Below are 15304 nucleotides of genomic sequence, written 5' to 3' on the forward strand. Positions count from 1 at the left end.
GTCACATGGCAGCGCAGCCTTCGAATTCCGCGGGTCACGAATCGCCGTTGGCCCCTGATTGGCTTGCCGTTCCGGCCGATCTGAACGCCCTGCACCAGCCGCTGTGGGCGCAGGACGTTGACCGGAACGACGCCGGCGAAATCGCCATCGACGGCATCCCGGTCAGCGAGCTGCAAAGGCAGTACGGAACGCCGTTGTTTGTTATGAGCGAGAGTGATTTCCGGGCGCGCGCCCGCGCCTTCAGTGATGCGTTCAACAACGCCTTTGCCGATATCTGCGGTGGAGTGGACGTCTATTACGCCGGCAAATCGTTCCTTTGCACCGCAGTTGTGAGGTGGGTCGAGGAAGAAGGCCTGCGGCTGGACACGGCCTCCGGCGGGGAACTGGCAGTCGCTGCCCGGGCCGGGATTCCCGGCGCGGACGTGGCCCTGCACGGAAACAACAAGTCCGACGGCGAAATCCACCGCGCCCTCGACATGAAACTTGGCCGGATCGTCGTGGACAGCCTCGACGAACTCGAGCGCGTCGCCAAGATCGCAGAAGGCCGCAGCGAAACCGCCAAAGTGATGCTGCGTTTGACCCCCGGCGTGCACGCCCACACCCACGAGTTCATCGCCACCGCCCACGAGGACCAGAAGTTCGGGCTTTCCATGGCGGAAGACACCACTGAAGAGGCAGGCCTGTCCGCGGCCGAGGAGGCAGTGGCGGCAGCCACCGCCTATTCCAGCATTGAACTGCTGGGCCTTCATTGCCACATCGGGTCCCAGATTTTCGAGCCCGACGGCTTCGAACTGGCCGCGCAAAAACTCCTCCGCTTCCTGGCCGCCATGCAGGAAAAGTACTCCATCGTGCTGCCCGAACTGGATCTGGGCGGCGGCTACGGCATTGCCTACACCCCGGTGGACACCCCCCGCCCCGCAGCTGAGATCGCGCAGGCGATGGCCGCCGTCGTACGTTCCACGTGCGCGGAGCTCGGCATCAAGTCACCCCGGATTTCCATCGAACCAGGCCGCGCCATCGTGGGCAGTACCACTTTCACGCTGTATGAGGTGGGCACCCTTAAGACCGTGCGGGTGGACGCAGTCGCCGCCGGAACAGCCGAAACAGCTGGAACCGGGCCGGAAAGCGTTACGCATCCGCGCCGCTATGTGTCAGTTGACGGCGGGATGAGCGATAACGCCCGTCCGGTGCTCTACGACGCGGATTATTCCGCCATTTTGGCCTCACGCACCTCCGACGCCGCGCCGCAGCTGTCCCGCGTGGTGGGCAAACATTGCGAGAGCGGCGACATAGTTGTTAGAGATGTATATCTGCCCGAGGACGTGGCAGCCGGTGATCTGCTTGCTGTACCGGGGACCGGCGCCTACTGCTGGGCCCTCTCAAGCAACTACAACTATCTGGCCCGGCCGGGCGTTGTCGCGGTGCGCGACGGATCTGCCCGGCTGATTGTCCGCGGGGAAACCGAAGAAGATCTGCTCAACCGCGACATGGGAGTCTGAATGACTGAATTGCGAACCCTGAAGGTGGCCCTCTTGGGCTGTGGCAACGTTGGGGCCCAGGTTGCGCGGATTCTCCTTGAGGACGCCGACGCACTGGCCGCCCGCACCGGAGCACGCCTGCAGCTCAGCGGCATCGCGGTGCGTAACCTGAACGCCAAGCGTGACGTGGAGCTTCCGCAGGAACTGTTCACCACCGACGCCGAGACCCTGGTCAAGGACGCCGACCTGGTCATCGAACTCATGGGCGGCATTGAGCCGGCCCGCACGCTGATCCTCTCCGCGCTCAGCAACGGCGCCTGCGTGGTCACCGGAAACAAAGCCCTGCTGGCCCAGGACGGCCCCACGCTCTACGAAGAAGCGGACAAGGCCGGCGTGCAGCTGTCCTACGAAGCAGCCGTGGCCGGCGCCATCCCCATCCTGCGGCCCATCCGCGACAGCCTTTCCGGCGACCGCATCACCCGTGTTCTGGGCATCGTCAACGGCACCACCAACTTTATCCTCGACCAGATGGATTCCACCGGCGCCCAGTTCGCCGATGCCCTCGCTGAGGCCCAGCGCCTCGGCTACGCGGAAGCGGACCCTACCGCCGACGTCGAGGGCCACGACGCCGCCGCCAAGGCAGCGATCCTTGCCACGCTGTCATTCCATACCCGGTTCGCCCTGGAAAACGTCCACTGTGAAGGCATCACCTCCGTCACTGCGGGTGACATTGCGGCAGCCAAGGACGCCGGCTTCGTCATCAAGCTGCTGGCCATCGCCGAAAAGCTCACGGATGCCGACGGCGGCGAAGGTGTTTCGGTGCGCGTGCACCCCACGCTGCTGCCGCGTGAGCATCCGCTGGCTGCGGTCCGGGGCGCCTTCAACGCGGTGTTCATAGAAGCTGAGAACGCCGGCGAGCTGATGTTTTACGGCCAGGGCGCGGGCGGCACCCCGACGGCGTCTGCGGTGCTTGGCGACCTTGTCTCCGCGGCCCGCCGCCTGGTGCTGGGCGGACCCCAGCGCACGGAGACCACCACCGGCCACATTCCGGCATTTCCCATCGAAGCGGCCACCACGAGCTACTACATCGGCCTGGACGTCGCGGACCAGCCCGGAGTTCTGGCACGCATCGCCCAACTCTTCGCTGAACACGGTGTATCCATCGAAACCATGCGGCAGACCATCCATACGGACGCCGAATCCAATAAGGCATCGGCCGAACTGCGGATTGTCACGCACCGCGCGTCAGAGGCTGCCCTTGCAGCCACCGTCGAGGCCGTCAAGGGCCTGGACGTCATCAATTCAGTTACATCCGTACTGCGGGTAGAAGGAGTCTAAGTGGCTCACCAATGGCGCGGCGTTATCCGCGAATACGCTGACCGTCTGCCCGTGACGGAATCCACCAGGGTCATCACCCTGGGCGAGGGGGGTACCCCGCTGGTCCACGCGCAGAAGCTTTCCGAACTGACAGGTTCCACCGTGTACCTGAAGGTGGAGGGGATGAACCCCACCGGCTCGTTCAAGGACCGTGGCATGACCATGGCCATGACCGCCGCCGTGGAGTCCGGTGCCAAGGCCGTTGTCTGCGCGTCCACCGGCAACACGTCGGCCTCCGCCGCTGCCTACGCCACCTCCGCCGGGCTCAAATGCGCAGTGCTGGTCCCCGAAGGCAAGATCTCCATGGGCAAGCTGAGCCAGGCCATCGCGCACGGCGCCACGCTGCTGCAGGTGGACGGCAACTTCGATGACTGCCTGGATATCGCCCGGAAGCTGGGGGAGTCCTACCCGGTGTTCCTGGTCAACTCTGTTAACCCTGCCCGCATCCAGGGCCAGAAGACGGGGGCGTTCGAGATTGTTGACGCTCTCGGTGACGCGCCGGACATCCACGTCCTGCCCGTCGGAAACGCCGGCAACATCACGGCGTACTGGAAGGGTTATAAGGAGTACTCGGCACCGTTTGAATCCGCAACAGCCGGAACCTTGCCTGCCGTGTCCACCAAAACCCCCCAGATGTGGGGCTTTCAGGCCGCCGGTGCGGCACCGTTCGTGGCGGGGCACCCCATCACCGAGCCTGACACCATCGCCACTGCCATCCGGATCGGCAACCCGGCATCCTGGGATGGCGCCATCGCCGCGCGTGACGAGTCCGGTGGCTTCATCGACGCCGTGACCGACGAGCAGATCCTGGACGCCCACCGCTGGCTGTCGGCCCGGGAAGGCGTTTTTGTGGAACCCGGTTCCGCCGCTGGTGTGGCCGGCCTGCTCAAGAAGCACGCTGCAGGTGAAGTCCCTTCCGGAAAAATCATCGTGATCACCGTGACGGGCCATGGCCTCAAGGACCCCCAGTGGGCCCTGCGCACGGAGGACGGCAGCGAAGTGCAGCCGGTCAAGGTCTCCAACGACGTTGTCACCGTTGCAGCTGAACTGGGACTGGAAGAAAAGTAACCTTGGAAACCACCACGCCCACCACCGTTGTCCTGCCCCTCATCGAAGCAGGACAACGGGTCACCGTCAGGGTCCCGGCCACCAGTGCCAACCTCGGGCCGGGATATGACAGCCTGGGCCTCGCCCTGGCACTGCACGACACCCTGACGGTGGAAACCCTCGAAACCGATGAGCTCATTTTCGAACTCAGCGGCGAGGGGGCGGACAGCCTGCCGCGCGACGCCAGCCACCTCGTGGTCCGGGCCATGGAGGCCGCTTTCTTGCGTCTGGGCTACCGTCACGGCGGGCTCCGGATCATAGCGACGAACGTCAATCCGCACGGCCGTGGCCTGGGCTCATCAGCATCGGCGGTTGTGGCCGCAGTATCCGCCGCCAACGCCATGGTGCCTGCGGCGGTACAGCGTGGGCGGGACTGGATCCTGCAGCTCACCAGCGAGATGGAAGGCCACCCGGACAACGTCGCCCCCGCGATTTTCGGCGGCCTGGCGCTGTCATGGCAGGACAGTGACCAGTACAGGAGCACATGCGCCACGGTGGTGGGTTCGGTCATCCCCATCGTGGCGGTACCGGACTTTGAACTGTCTACTGAAGCGGCCAGGGCGCTGCTGCCGGCATCCATAGGCCATCACGCAGCGGCGATGAACTCCGGCCGGGCTGCGCTGCTCATCCACGCGCTGACCCAAAAGCCGGAATTCCTGCTCCCAGGTACTGAGGACTACCTCCACCAGAGCTACCGGGCAGAAGCCATGCGCCCCAGTGCGGCCCTCATCGGGGCATTGCGTAGCGCAGGCCACGCAGCTGTGGTTTCCGGTGCAGGGCCCACCGTGCTTGTCCTTGCTCATGGTGAAGCCGAAGCCGCGGAAATACTGACCCTGATCGAATCCTTCACAGCGGCCAACACGCCCGGCATCGGCTGGCGCGTGCTGAAGCTGGCAGTGGACGTCGAAGGTGCTAAGGTGGACTTACACCGGCGGTAATTCCGCCTATCTGATCCGCAACTGCATTTCAGTTGTACCGGTCTCCTACTGCGCAATGTTTTCCGGTGTCACCTGCTTGGTCTGTCGCAGGAATCTGCAGCCTTTCACATGTCTGCCCCTGCACCATCAGTCCGGCGCCCCGCCATTAATCGGTGCGTGAGGTGAATCAGTATCCGGCCCTGCTGGCCGAAATCCAACCGGCAAGGCCGAAAATCCCGGCTGCAGATCTGAACTGCAGCCCAGATCAAATCATCGCGTCCAGCTCCCAGTCTGGACGCCGTCGAGGGGGAAGGATCCTTCGTGACCGAAACCACTGAGCTGTCTTCAGCTGTGGACACAACAACTTCTGCTGCCGGATCGTCAACGGCCGCACCCGCCAAGAGCAGTGGCCTTGCCGGCCTGAAGCTCGCCCAGCTGCAGGCGCTTGCCAGCCAGTTGGGGATCTCCGGCGGATCACGCATGCGCAAGGGGGACCTGGTTACGGCCATTTCCGCCCACCGCGCAGGCACTCCGGCAACCAAGGCTCCGGCCAAGGCAACCGATAAAGCCACTGACAACCACATGACCGCTGCCGCTCCGGTGGCAGCCGCTCCCGTGGCTACTGCCAGCGAATCCGAGGCGCCCGCGGCCGATGGAACCCGTGCCCGTGGCCGCGGCCGCAGCCGCCGCGCCGTCAGCGACGGAGTCGTAGCAGCTCCCGCCGTTGCCGCCGCTGAAGCCCCGGTTGCTGCCCCTGCCGAAGCTCCGGTGGCCGCGCCCGCCGAGTCCGGCGAAGCTGCCGAAGGTGCCGGCGAACGCCGCCAGCCGCGTACCCGCAACCGCCGTCGCGGCGAAGCAGCCGCACAAGCAACCGCTCCGCAGGCTGGCGAGGCCGCCGAAGCACCGGCCGAGCAGCCCGCCGAGGACCACCGCCAGGCGGACCGCACCGAAACGCAGCGCACCGAAACACAGCGCACCGAAACGCAGGGTGCGGAATCCGGCGACGGCCAGCGCACTGACCGTCGTGAAAGCGGCCGCACCCGCGGTGGCCGCGACACGAGTGCCCGTGACACCAACACCCGCGACACGAACGCCCGCGACAACGCCGATGGCGGCCGCGACAACGCAGGCAGCCGCGAAGCCGGCCAGCGTGAAGGTACCCGCCGCGATGACAACCGCGACAATTCCCGCGACAACGATGATTCTGATGGCGGCAGCCGCCGGAACCGCCGTAACCGGCGCGACCGCAACGACCGCAATGACCGCTCCGGCGGCCAGGACAACCGCGACAACGCCCGCAACGATCGCTTCCGCGACCGCAACGACCGCCGTCGGGGACGCGCCCAGGGCCCGGACGTCGACGACGTCGAGGTCACTGAGGATGATGTCCTGCTGCCCGTAGCCGGCATCCTGGACGTCCTGGAGAACTACGCGTTCATCCGCACCTCCGGCTACCTGCCGGGACCGAACGACGTTTACGTTTCCCTCGCCCAGGTCAAGAAGTACAACCTGCGCAAGGGCGACGCCGTGGTCGGCGCCATCCGTGCACCGCGTGACGGCGAGGACCGCAGCCAGCAGACCGCCCGCCAGAAGTTCAACGCCCTTGTCCGCGTCACCTCCGTCAACGGAAAGACGCCCGAGGAACTCAAGGACCGCGTCGAATTCGCCAAGCTGGTCCCGCTGTACCCGTCCGAGCGCCTGCGCCTCGAGACTGACCCCAAGAAGATCGGCCCCCGCGTCATCGACCTGGTTGCCCCGATCGGCAAGGGCCAGCGTGGCCTGATCGTTTCCCCGCCGAAGGCCGGCAAGACGCTCATCCTGCAGTCCATCGCCAACGCCATCACCACCAACAATCCTGAGGTCCACCTCATGATGGTGCTCGTTGACGAACGTCCTGAAGAGGTCACGGACATGCAGCGCACCGTCAAGGGCGAGGTCATTGCCTCCACCTTCGACCGTCCCGCAGATGACCACACCACCGTGGCCGAACTCTCCATCGAACGCGCCAAGCGCCTCGTGGAAATGGGCATGGACGTTGTGGTGCTCCTCGACTCGATGACCCGCCTGGGCCGCGCCTACAACCTGGCAGCACCGGCCTCAGGTCGTATCCTGTCCGGTGGTGTGGACTCCGCCGCGCTGTACCCGCCGAAGCGCTTCTTCGGTGCAGCCCGCAACATCGAAAACGGCGGCTCGCTGACCATCCTGGCAACGGCCCTCGTAGAGACCGGCTCCAAGATGGACGAGGTCATCTTCGAAGAGTTCAAGGGCACCGGCAACATGGAACTCCGCCTGTCCCGCCAGCTGGCAGACAAGCGCATCTTCCCGGCAGTGGACGTCAACGCGTCCGGCACCCGCCGCGAAGAGAACCTGCTTTCCCCCGAGGAAGTCAAGATCATGTGGAAGCTGCGCCGCGTCCTCTCCGGACTCGAAACGCAGCAGAGCCTTGAGCTGCTGACCAACAAGATCCGGGAGACCCAGAGCAACGTTGAGTTCCTGATGCAGGTGCAGAAGACGACGCTTGGTGCAAAGTCGGATAACGACAAGTAGCTACGCTGGGGGTGGGGCCGTCGCATTTTGCCGGCCCCACCCCTTTGTCGTTCGGGGCCGCCGTCACCTATCGCTGTGGGCATCACTAAACTTAGATCCACGGCGTTGAAAGGTAATGAAAATGTTTGAGTCCGTACAGGGCCTGCTTGATGAGCATGACTCCATCCAGGCGCAGCTGGGGGATCCTGCTGTTTATGCTGACCAGCGGCTGGCTCGGAAGTTGGGGCGGCGGTCTGCGCAGCTCAACGGCATTGTGGAGGCTTATCACAAGTGGGAGGGCATCCGCGATGATCTTGCCGCCGCAAAAGAGATGGCTGCGGAGGATCCCGAGTTTGCTGCTGAGGTGCCTGAGTTGGTGGCTGCCCTGGAGACTGCTTCGGCCAAGCTGCGCCGTCTGCTCATCCCGCGCGATCCCGACGATGCCCGCAACGTGATTCTTGAAGTCAAGGGCGGTGAGGGCGGCGACGAAGCTGCCCTGTTCGCCGGCGACCTCCTGCGCATGTACACCCGGTACGCGGAATCGCGCGGCTGGAAGACTGAACTGATCTCCGCCACGGAGTCTGATCTGGGCGGTTACAAAGACGTCCAGATGGCCGTCAAGGGAAGCTCGAATGATCCTGCCGAAGGCGTCTACGCGCGGCTGAAGTTCGAGGGCGGCGTGCACCGGGTGCAGCGTGTGCCGGTCACCGAATCCCAGGGGCGGATCCACACGTCCGCTGCCGGCGTCCTGGTCCTGCCCGAAGTTGACGAGCCCGAAGAGCTGGACATCAACCAGAACGACCTCAAGATTGACGTCTACCGCTCCTCGGGTCCTGGCGGCCAGTCCGTGAACACCACGGACTCCGCTGTCCGCATTACGCACCTCCCCACCGGCATCGTGGTGGCCATGCAGAACGAGAAATCGCAGCTGCAGAACCGCGAAGCAGGCATGCGCGTGCTCCGCGCCCGCATCTTGGCGCACCAGCAGGAGATCATTGATGCCGAGAACTCGGCCCAGCGGAAGTCCCAGATCCGCACCATGGACCGTTCGGAGCGCATCCGCACGTACAACTACCCGGAAAACCGCATCGCGGACCACCGCACCGGCTACAAGGCGTACAACCTGGACCAGGTCATGAATGGCGACCTGGAACCGGTCATCCAGTCAGCCATCGAGATGGACGAACAGGCACGCCTGGACGCCATCGGCGATTAGCCAGTTGCTGGGAACTGCACAGATATGACATCCGGCCCGGAACAGTCACTGGCGGCTGCCGTCAGGGAGGCCACGGCGATCCTGCGGAACGCCGGAGTCCCCAGTCCCCGCGTCGACGCTGAGCTGCTCGCGGATCATCTGCTCGGTGTTGGCCTCGGCCGGCTCCGGGCGATGATGCTGGGGGACTCCCCGGCGCCGGCAGGCTACGCCGAACTCGTCGCCGAGCGGGCACAGCGCATCCCCCTGCAGCACATCACCGGGGTGGCGCACTTCAGGTACCTGGAACTGGCCGTCGGGCCAGGGGTCTTTATCCCGCGTCCCGAAACGGAGACCGTGGTCCAGCTGGTCATTGACCACGTCAACGGCATGGCCCATCCGCGGATTGTGGACCTGGGTACCGGTTCGGGCGCCATTGCCGGCTCGATCGCCCACGAGGTGCCCGGTGCCGAAGTCCATGCCGTGGAGTACAGCACGTTCGCCCACGCCTGGGCTGAAAAGAACCTGGCCCCGCTGGGCGTCACACTCACCCTGGGGGACCTGCGGGACGCGCTGCCGGAACTTAACGGAACGTTCGACGTCGTGGTTTCCAACCCGCCCTACATTCCCGCCGAAGCCATCCCCAATGAACCGGAAGTAGCCCTGCACGATCCTCCCGAAGCCCTGTACGGCGGGGGAGCGGACGGGATGGAACTTCCGACGGCGGCTGCCGCCTCGGCTGCCCGGCTCCTGGTTCCCGGCGGCTACTTTGTGATGGAACACGCCGAAGTCCAGGCTGCCTGGATTGCCCGCATGATGGGGCGTACCGGTGTCTGGACAGAGATCACCACGCACCTGGACCTCAACGGCAAGGAACGCGCCACCAGCGCCGTGCTTGCCGGTCCGCGCCACGACAGATGAAAGAATAGGCCAGTGACCACAACCTACAACTGCACGTCAGAGGACCAGCGCGCCCTGGGCCTGGAGCATGCCCAGCGTGCCATCAGCGAAAACAAGTGCGTGGTCTTCCCCACCGACACGGTCTACGGGATCGCGGCTGATGCCTTCTCGCCGCAGGCCGTCACTATGCTTTTGGTCTCCAAGGGGCGCAGCCGCGCCATGCCCCCGCCCGTGCTCATTCCCCGGATCAACGCCCTGGATGGGCTGGCCACAGACATTTCGGCGGACGCCCGCAAGCTGGCCGAGGCGTTCTGGCCGGGCGGCCTGACGCTGATCCTGCACGCACAGCCGTCGCTGGACTGGGACCTTGGCGAGACGCAGGGAACGGTGGCCCTCCGCATGCCCGCCGATGAAGTGGCCCAGGAACTCCTCACCCTGACCGGCCCGCTGGCCGTTTCCTCCGCTAACCGGACAGGCCAGGCACCGGCGCAGACTGCTGCTGAAGCGCGCGCCCAGCTCGCCGATTCCGTTGAGGTCTACCTTGAAGGCGGCTTCCGGCCCGTGGAAGGAACGGACGCTGTGCCTTCCACCATCGTGGACGCCACCGGCCCCGTCCTTCGGGTGGTGCGCAACGGCGCCGTGTCCCTCGACCGGCTTCGGGAACATGTCCCGGGCGTCCTGGGCCTGGGTGAAGTTCCGGCGGCTGAGCCTGCGGACGAGGTGTCTGCGGACGAGGCGCCTGTCGACGTCGCCGAAGAAGGCACACCGGACGTGCGGGAACCCGCAGCGCCCGCCGAAAAGGATCCGGAGGCATGATCCTTGGCCGCGACCGCCTGAACCTCTTGGACGTCGAGGTCACTGCCGTCCCGGAGCACCGCATGGCAGAGGTTCTCAGCGGACTGATCGCAGCGGGCGGGCGACGCACGGTGGTCGGACATAACCTGCACAGCTGCTACCTGTATCACACGCTTCCGGCGTTCAGGGAGCTGTACGACTCAGCTGATGTTGTGCTTATGGACGGTGCCCCTGTGTATGCGCTCTGGAAGCGGCAGGGACATACCGCTGCGCCCGACACCAGCTTCAGGGTGGGCTCCACAGACTGGATCAAGCACCTGGGTTCGGTGCAGGGCCTGGACCGCGCGGCCGTTGTAGGAACCAACGGGCCCAGCAATGCCCTGGCATGCCGCAAGCTCGAGGCGCTCATGCCCGGAACCAAGGTGCTCGGCTGGGCCGGAGAGAACTGGGGCCCGGAGAGGGAAAGCAGCGTTGTCGACGAGTTGCAGGCCTTTGCCCCCAACCTGGTTCTCATCGGCCTGGGCATGCCGCTGCAGGAATCCTTCCTCTGGCGGCGCCGCGATGATCTTCCGGACGCGGTGTACGGTGCCGTAGGCGGAGCGCTTGACCAAATTTCCGGACACCAGTTACTCGCACCGCGGTGGCTTGGCCGGCTCGGGTTCGAATGGCTTTGGCGGCTCATGATCTCCCCCCGGAGGGTTTTCGGCCGCGTGTTCATTGAACCCTGGAAACTTGCCGCTATCCTGGCCGGCAGGAAATTTCGATCCACGGAAACAGGGGCCAGCAAATGACCAAGAACGTCGTCGCCGTGGTTGTCACGTATAACCGGCGCGAACTCCTTGAAACCACTCTCCGCGGCATCACCTCCGGAACGGTGCAACCTGCCGCCCTGGTGATCGTGGACAACGCCTCCACCGATGAAACAGCAGATTTCCTGGCCTCCTACGGCGGTCCAATCCCTGCAGACACCATCCGGCTCCAGCAGAACCTGGGCGGTGCCGGCGGATTTGTGGTGGGAATGGAGCGTGCCGTCCTGGACCACGCCGCAGACTACGTCTGGATCATGGACGACGATACGGAACCGCAGCCCGAAGCCCTCGCGGAGGCCCTGGCAGCCTCCCGCGCCTACGCTGCTGCGTCCGGGAACGAACCGAGTTTTGTGGCCAGCCGCGTGGTCTGGACCGACGGACGGGACCATCCGATGAACCGGATGCGGCCGCGACTCGGTGCCAGCGAGCATGATCGCGCCACCGCGGCCCGGGCCGGGGGAGTGCAGATCAGGACGGCCTCCTTCGTCTCGATCCTGATTGACGCCGACGAAATCCGCCGCCACGGCCTTCCCATTGCGGACTACTTCATCTGGAACGACGATCTGGAGTACACGGCCCGCATCTCCCGCCGCAGGAATGCCATCTCCGTTGAAAATTCCGTCGCGAGCCATCACACCAAGTCCTTTGGGGATGCCGGCGCTGATCCCGGTGCGCGCTTCTACTACGAGGTGCGGAACAAGCTGTGGGTCTACACGCGTTCAGCGGCGCTCACCCCGTGGGAGAAAATGTTGTATTCGGGTGCCTCAGTGCGCAACTGGACCCGGACCATCGCAGYCTCACCGAACAAGCGGCTCCTCCTCTCGGGCCTCCTTCGGGGACTGCTGCACGGGATGAAAGCCCCCCGCAGCAACGAGCAGGTTCTCAGCGGGATCTATCCGCTCCGCGACGTGCGGCTGACCGGGGGACCCGTCGCATGATCATGTACCTGCTGATGGGGCTGATCGCTGCGATCGTGTCCTATGGGGCCACTTGGGCAGCACGCGTGGTGGGCAATCGGCTCGAGCTCCACATGCCCATCCGCAGCCGAGACATGCACTCGATCCCGGTGTCCCGTCTGGGCGGTGTGGCCATCTTCCTCGGCGTGCTGGTGGCCCTCATCGTGGCCAGCCAGTCCTTCTTCGTCAAAGACATCTATCGGCACAATTTCTCACCCTGGGGCGTGCTGGCCGGTGCGGCACTGATCGTGCTGGTGGGCGTCGCGGATGACCTGCTGGACATCCGCTGGTGGGTGAAACTCATTGGCCAAAGCGCTGCCGCCCTGGTGGTGGCCATCTGGGGCGTCCGGATGACCATCATTCCCTTCATCCCGGAACCAATATTTGTCCGCAGCGAGCATTTGAGTATCGTGCTGACGGCCGGACTCATCGTCACCACCATGAATGCCTTTAACTTCATTGACGGGCTCGACGGGCTGGCCGCCGGCGTGGCCATTATCGGGGGGGCCGCCTTCTTCTTCACGGCGTACTGGGTGCACAGGAATGCCGTCCTGCTGGATTACTCGGACCTCGCCACCCTTCTCACGGCGGTGGTGGTGGGCAGTTGCATCGGCTTCCTGCCCCACAACTGGTTTCCGTCCAAGATCTTCATGGGCGATTCCGGGGCCATGCTGATCGGGCTGCTCATGGCCGCCGCCGGTATCGTTTCCACCGGCCAAATCAGCTCAGGCCTCTACGACCGGGCCAACGGCATCTCCACGATTATCCCTATCCTGCTGCCCTTCGCCGTGCTCTTCCTGCCACTGCTTGACTTGGGGCTCGCCGTCATCCGGCGGACGGCCAAGGGGCGCTCACCCTGGTCAGCGGACCGCGGCCACCTCCACCACAAGCTCCTGGACATCGGCTACTCACACCGGACCGCCGTCATCCTGATGTACCTGTGGACCGCCGTCCTATCGTTCGGTGGGCTGGCTTTTGCAGTCTTTCCATGGCAAATCGTGTTGGCGGTTGACCTATTCGCGACGCTCGTCATGGGCCTGGTGACGGCGTGGCCGTACCTGCGGCGGGGGAGCGACGAGCCGGCCGTATAACCGTGCCCGTGGCTTCATGTCAACACTCCGTGTTCGGATTCATTTCTATCTCGTGTAGAATTTAGGGGCAGCCAAAGCTGCCCCTCCACCCAGCCCCAGGGCGCCGACGATTGGGATCTCATGACCTCCAACGCCGACCCCGGACCATCGTCCGGCAACGGATCCGCTGGCGTCTCCGGTCCCACCCAATCCTTGTGGCTTCGCCTCCTGGCACTGAGTTCAGCTGCCGGCGGGGCGGCCATCATTCTGGCCGGCATTCCTGCCGTCATCCTGAACGGGCCCGACGGCGTCCTGTCCAGTACGTTGGGCGGCCTGCTGGTGATGGCGTTCTTTGCTATCAGCCTGCTGGTAGGGCACTTTATGGGACGAAATAACCCGTCAGGTGCCATTGGAATGTTCGTGGCCACCTATTTTGTCAAAGTGGTGGGGTTTGCGGTTGTCCTGTTCATGATCGGCGCTCCCGCCTGGCTGCACGGCCGCTGGTTCCTGATTGGCGCCGTCGCCACAGTTGTCTTGTGGCAGGCCGCTGAAATCTATGGCTTCAGCAAGGCGCGCCTGCAGATCTACAACGACCCCGAGCCGAAGGAAGCTGACGATGTCTGAATCCAAGCGCACACCCGAAGAGGGTGCCGGAAGCTCCAAACCCCGTGCTTCCACACCGGGAGTATCAGCGGAAAACAGTGACGGCGGATACAACGCCGGGATGGCCGTCTTCAGCTACATAATTGGCGGAATCATCGTCTGGAGTTTGATAGGGTGGGGTCTGGATAATCTGTGGGGAACCCGCTGGTTCGTGCTCGCAGGCGCTCTGCTTGGAGCTGTCGGAGGATTCTATCTTTCCCACATGCACGGCCTTACCAGTCCCGGAAACATGACCGGTAAGAGCGGCGCAGACAGCGGCCCGTCCGCGGACGGAAACACTAATGCCAAATAATTTCAGAGGGGGACCTGCGGAGCTAAAATCCGCGGATCCCCGACCAACGCCCAATGATGGACACTGCAGAGAGGAATCGCGTTGATCGCGCTTGCGCTCCCGGCCCAAGATTCAGGAGATTTTGCTCCTCCTGGTATCGAACAAATGCACCTGCCGGCAATCCTGCCGTGGGGGGCTGCAGACGGATTCTCCAAGCAGATGCTGCTGGTAATCATGTCTGTCGTCATTATCGCCACATTCTTTCTGCTAGCTGCGCGGAAGCAGCAGCTTGTTCCCGGCAAGCTCCAGTTCGCTGGTGAAATGGCTTATGGCTTTGTCCGTAATGGCATTGCCAAGGACATTATCGGCGGCAAAGACTTTATGAAGTACGTGCCGCTGTTGTTCAGCCTGTTCTTCTTCATTCTGGTAAACAACATTTACGGCGCTATTCCCGTCATCCAGCTGCCCAGCTTCTCCCACGTTGGCGGCGCCTATGTTCTCGCCGGCATTGTCTTTGTCACCTGGATTGGCATCGGCATCAAGAAGAACGGCCTCAGGTACTTCAAGCTGGCCACCGTGCCCAGCGGAGTCCCGCTGTACATCCTGCCGATCATCATCCCGATCGAGATCATTTCCAACTTTCTGGTCCGTCCCGTTACGCACAGCCTCCGTCTGTTCGCGACGATGCTGTCCGGTCACCTCATTGTCATGATCGCCGGGTCCGGAATTGAATACCTCGTCATGCAGGAGAGCGTGCTGCTGAAGGGCGCATCCGTCCTCGTGCTGGCCGGCTCCCTGGCCATGTACATGCTCGAAGCGTTGATCATGGCGCTCCAGGCCTACGTCTTCACCCTGCTGGCAGCCATCTACATTGAAGGCGCCCTGCACGCGGACAGCCACTAGGCACCCACAAACTTCCCCTCACGGGGATGAAGCAACCCAAACAACCTGCCACATAGATGGCATCTTGAAAGGAAGAAAAATGGAAGGCTCCATCAACGGCTCCCTCAACCTCATCGGCTACGGCCTCTCCGCTATCGGCGGTGGTATCGGTGTGGGTCTCGTGTTCGCTGCTTACATCAACGGCGTAGCACGTCAGCCGGAAGCCCAGCGCGTSCTGCAGCCGATCGCRTTCCTCGGCCTGGCGCTGACTGAAGCTCTCGCCATCCTCGGCCTGGTCTTCGCTTTCGTTCTCAAGTAAACCTTCAGAACCTAGCGAACATCCAGAACCGAGTAGAAAAGG

At 64.0% G+C, this 15304-nt stretch carries 15 protein-coding genes; all 15 read left to right on the top strand.

What is annotated here, in order from left to right; all coding sequences use genetic code 11:
• Window positions 1-5 precede the first annotated feature (5 nt).
• Window positions 6-1499 (top strand): diaminopimelate decarboxylase, encoded by a 1494-nt coding sequence (gene lysA / locus AC1DIM_RS08175; RefSeq protein WP_477709997.1) that lies wholly within the window; start codon window positions 6-8, stop codon window positions 1497-1499.
• The gene (locus tag AC1DIM_RS08180) at window positions 1500-2816 is read left to right on the top strand and encodes a homoserine dehydrogenase (protein ID WP_477709998.1); all 1317 of its coding nucleotides are present in this window, start codon (window positions 1500-1502) and stop codon (window positions 2814-2816) included.
• The gene (gene thrC / locus AC1DIM_RS08185) at window positions 2817-3923 is read left to right on the top strand and encodes a threonine synthase (RefSeq protein WP_477709999.1); all 1107 of its coding nucleotides are present in this window, start codon (window positions 2817-2819) and stop codon (window positions 3921-3923) included.
• Window positions 3924-3925: 2 nt separating this feature from the next.
• Window positions 3926-4900: a homoserine kinase gene (thrB, locus tag AC1DIM_RS08190; RefSeq protein WP_477710000.1), complete on the top strand. Its 975-nt coding sequence runs from the start codon at window positions 3926-3928 to the stop codon at window positions 4898-4900.
• 300 nt (window positions 4901-5200) lie between these two features.
• Window positions 5201-7426 carry a transcription termination factor Rho gene (gene rho, locus AC1DIM_RS08195; RefSeq protein WP_477710001.1) on the top strand — a complete coding sequence of 742 codons (2226 nt, stop codon included), beginning with the start codon at window positions 5201-5203 and terminating at the stop codon, window positions 7424-7426.
• Window positions 7427-7547: 121 nt separating this feature from the next.
• The gene (gene prfA, locus AC1DIM_RS08200; RefSeq protein WP_477710002.1) at window positions 7548-8621 is read left to right on the top strand and encodes a peptide chain release factor 1; all 1074 of its coding nucleotides are present in this window, start codon (window positions 7548-7550) and stop codon (window positions 8619-8621) included.
• A 24-nt stretch (window positions 8622-8645) separates the two neighbouring features.
• A complete protein-coding gene (gene prmC, locus AC1DIM_RS08205; RefSeq protein WP_477710003.1) occupies window positions 8646-9518 on the top strand; it encodes a peptide chain release factor N(5)-glutamine methyltransferase in 873 nt (290 codons plus the stop codon).
• Window positions 9519-9530: 12 nt separating this feature from the next.
• Window positions 9531-10313 carry an L-threonylcarbamoyladenylate synthase gene (locus AC1DIM_RS08210; RefSeq protein ID WP_477710004.1) on the top strand — a complete coding sequence of 261 codons (783 nt, stop codon included), beginning with the start codon at window positions 9531-9533 and terminating at the stop codon, window positions 10311-10313.
• Window positions 10310-11083, top strand: coding sequence for a WecB/TagA/CpsF family glycosyltransferase (locus AC1DIM_RS08215; protein ID WP_477710005.1), 774 nt, complete (start codon window positions 10310-10312; stop codon window positions 11081-11083). Before AC1DIM_RS08210 ends, AC1DIM_RS08215 begins: the two co-directional genes overlap by 4 nt.
• Window positions 11080-12039, top strand: a complete 960-nt coding sequence (locus tag AC1DIM_RS08220) for a glycosyltransferase family 2 protein (protein WP_477710006.1) — start codon at window positions 11080-11082, stop codon at window positions 12037-12039. The genes AC1DIM_RS08215 and AC1DIM_RS08220 overlap by 4 nt, the downstream gene beginning before the upstream one ends.
• Window positions 12036-13148, top strand: a complete 1113-nt coding sequence (locus AC1DIM_RS08225; RefSeq protein ID WP_477710007.1) for an MraY family glycosyltransferase — start codon at window positions 12036-12038, stop codon at window positions 13146-13148. The genes AC1DIM_RS08220 and AC1DIM_RS08225 overlap by 4 nt, the downstream gene beginning before the upstream one ends.
• A gap of 120 nt (window positions 13149-13268) precedes the next feature.
• A complete protein-coding gene (locus AC1DIM_RS08230; RefSeq protein ID WP_477710008.1) occupies window positions 13269-13751 on the top strand; it encodes a hypothetical protein in 483 nt (160 codons plus the stop codon).
• Window positions 13744-14082 carry an AtpZ/AtpI family protein gene (locus AC1DIM_RS08235; protein WP_477710009.1) on the top strand — a complete coding sequence of 113 codons (339 nt, stop codon included), beginning with the start codon at window positions 13744-13746 and terminating at the stop codon, window positions 14080-14082. The genes AC1DIM_RS08230 and AC1DIM_RS08235 overlap by 8 nt, the downstream gene beginning before the upstream one ends.
• 81 nt (window positions 14083-14163) lie before the next feature.
• Entirely contained in the window at window positions 14164-14964 is an 801-nt protein-coding gene (gene atpB, locus AC1DIM_RS08240) for a F0F1 ATP synthase subunit A (protein WP_477710010.1), read from the top strand.
• Window positions 14965-15043: 79 nt separating this feature from the next.
• A complete protein-coding gene (atpE, locus tag AC1DIM_RS08245) occupies window positions 15044-15262 on the top strand; it encodes an ATP synthase F0 subunit C (RefSeq protein ID WP_003804776.1) in 219 nt (72 codons plus the stop codon).
• The last annotated feature ends 42 nt before the right edge of the window (window positions 15263-15304 follow it).

The sequence above is a fragment of the Pseudarthrobacter sp. 01T43 genome (assembly GCF_056398665.1).

What these genes read in the sequence shown, in the direction of transcription:
- lysA (WP_477709997.1), top strand. Translation starts at nt 6, where the DNA reads ATGGCAGCGCAGCCTTCGAATTCCGCGGGTCACGAATCGCCGTTGGCC.
- AC1DIM_RS08180 (WP_477709998.1), top strand. Translation starts at nt 1,500, where the DNA reads ATGACTGAATTGCGAACCCTGAAGGTGGCCCTCTTGGGCTGTGGCAAC.
- prfA (WP_477710002.1), top strand. Translation starts at nt 7,548, where the DNA reads ATGTTTGAGTCCGTACAGGGCCTGCTTGATGAGCATGACTCCATCCAG.
- prmC (WP_477710003.1), top strand. Translation starts at nt 8,646, where the DNA reads ATGACATCCGGCCCGGAACAGTCACTGGCGGCTGCCGTCAGGGAGGCC.
- AC1DIM_RS08215 (WP_477710005.1), top strand. Translation starts at nt 10,310, where the DNA reads ATGATCCTTGGCCGCGACCGCCTGAACCTCTTGGACGTCGAGGTCACT.
- AC1DIM_RS08225 (WP_477710007.1), top strand. Translation starts at nt 12,036, where the DNA reads ATGATCATGTACCTGCTGATGGGGCTGATCGCTGCGATCGTGTCCTAT.
- AC1DIM_RS08230 (WP_477710008.1), top strand. Translation starts at nt 13,269, where the DNA reads ATGACCTCCAACGCCGACCCCGGACCATCGTCCGGCAACGGATCCGCT.
- AC1DIM_RS08235 (WP_477710009.1), top strand. Translation starts at nt 13,744, where the DNA reads ATGTCTGAATCCAAGCGCACACCCGAAGAGGGTGCCGGAAGCTCCAAA.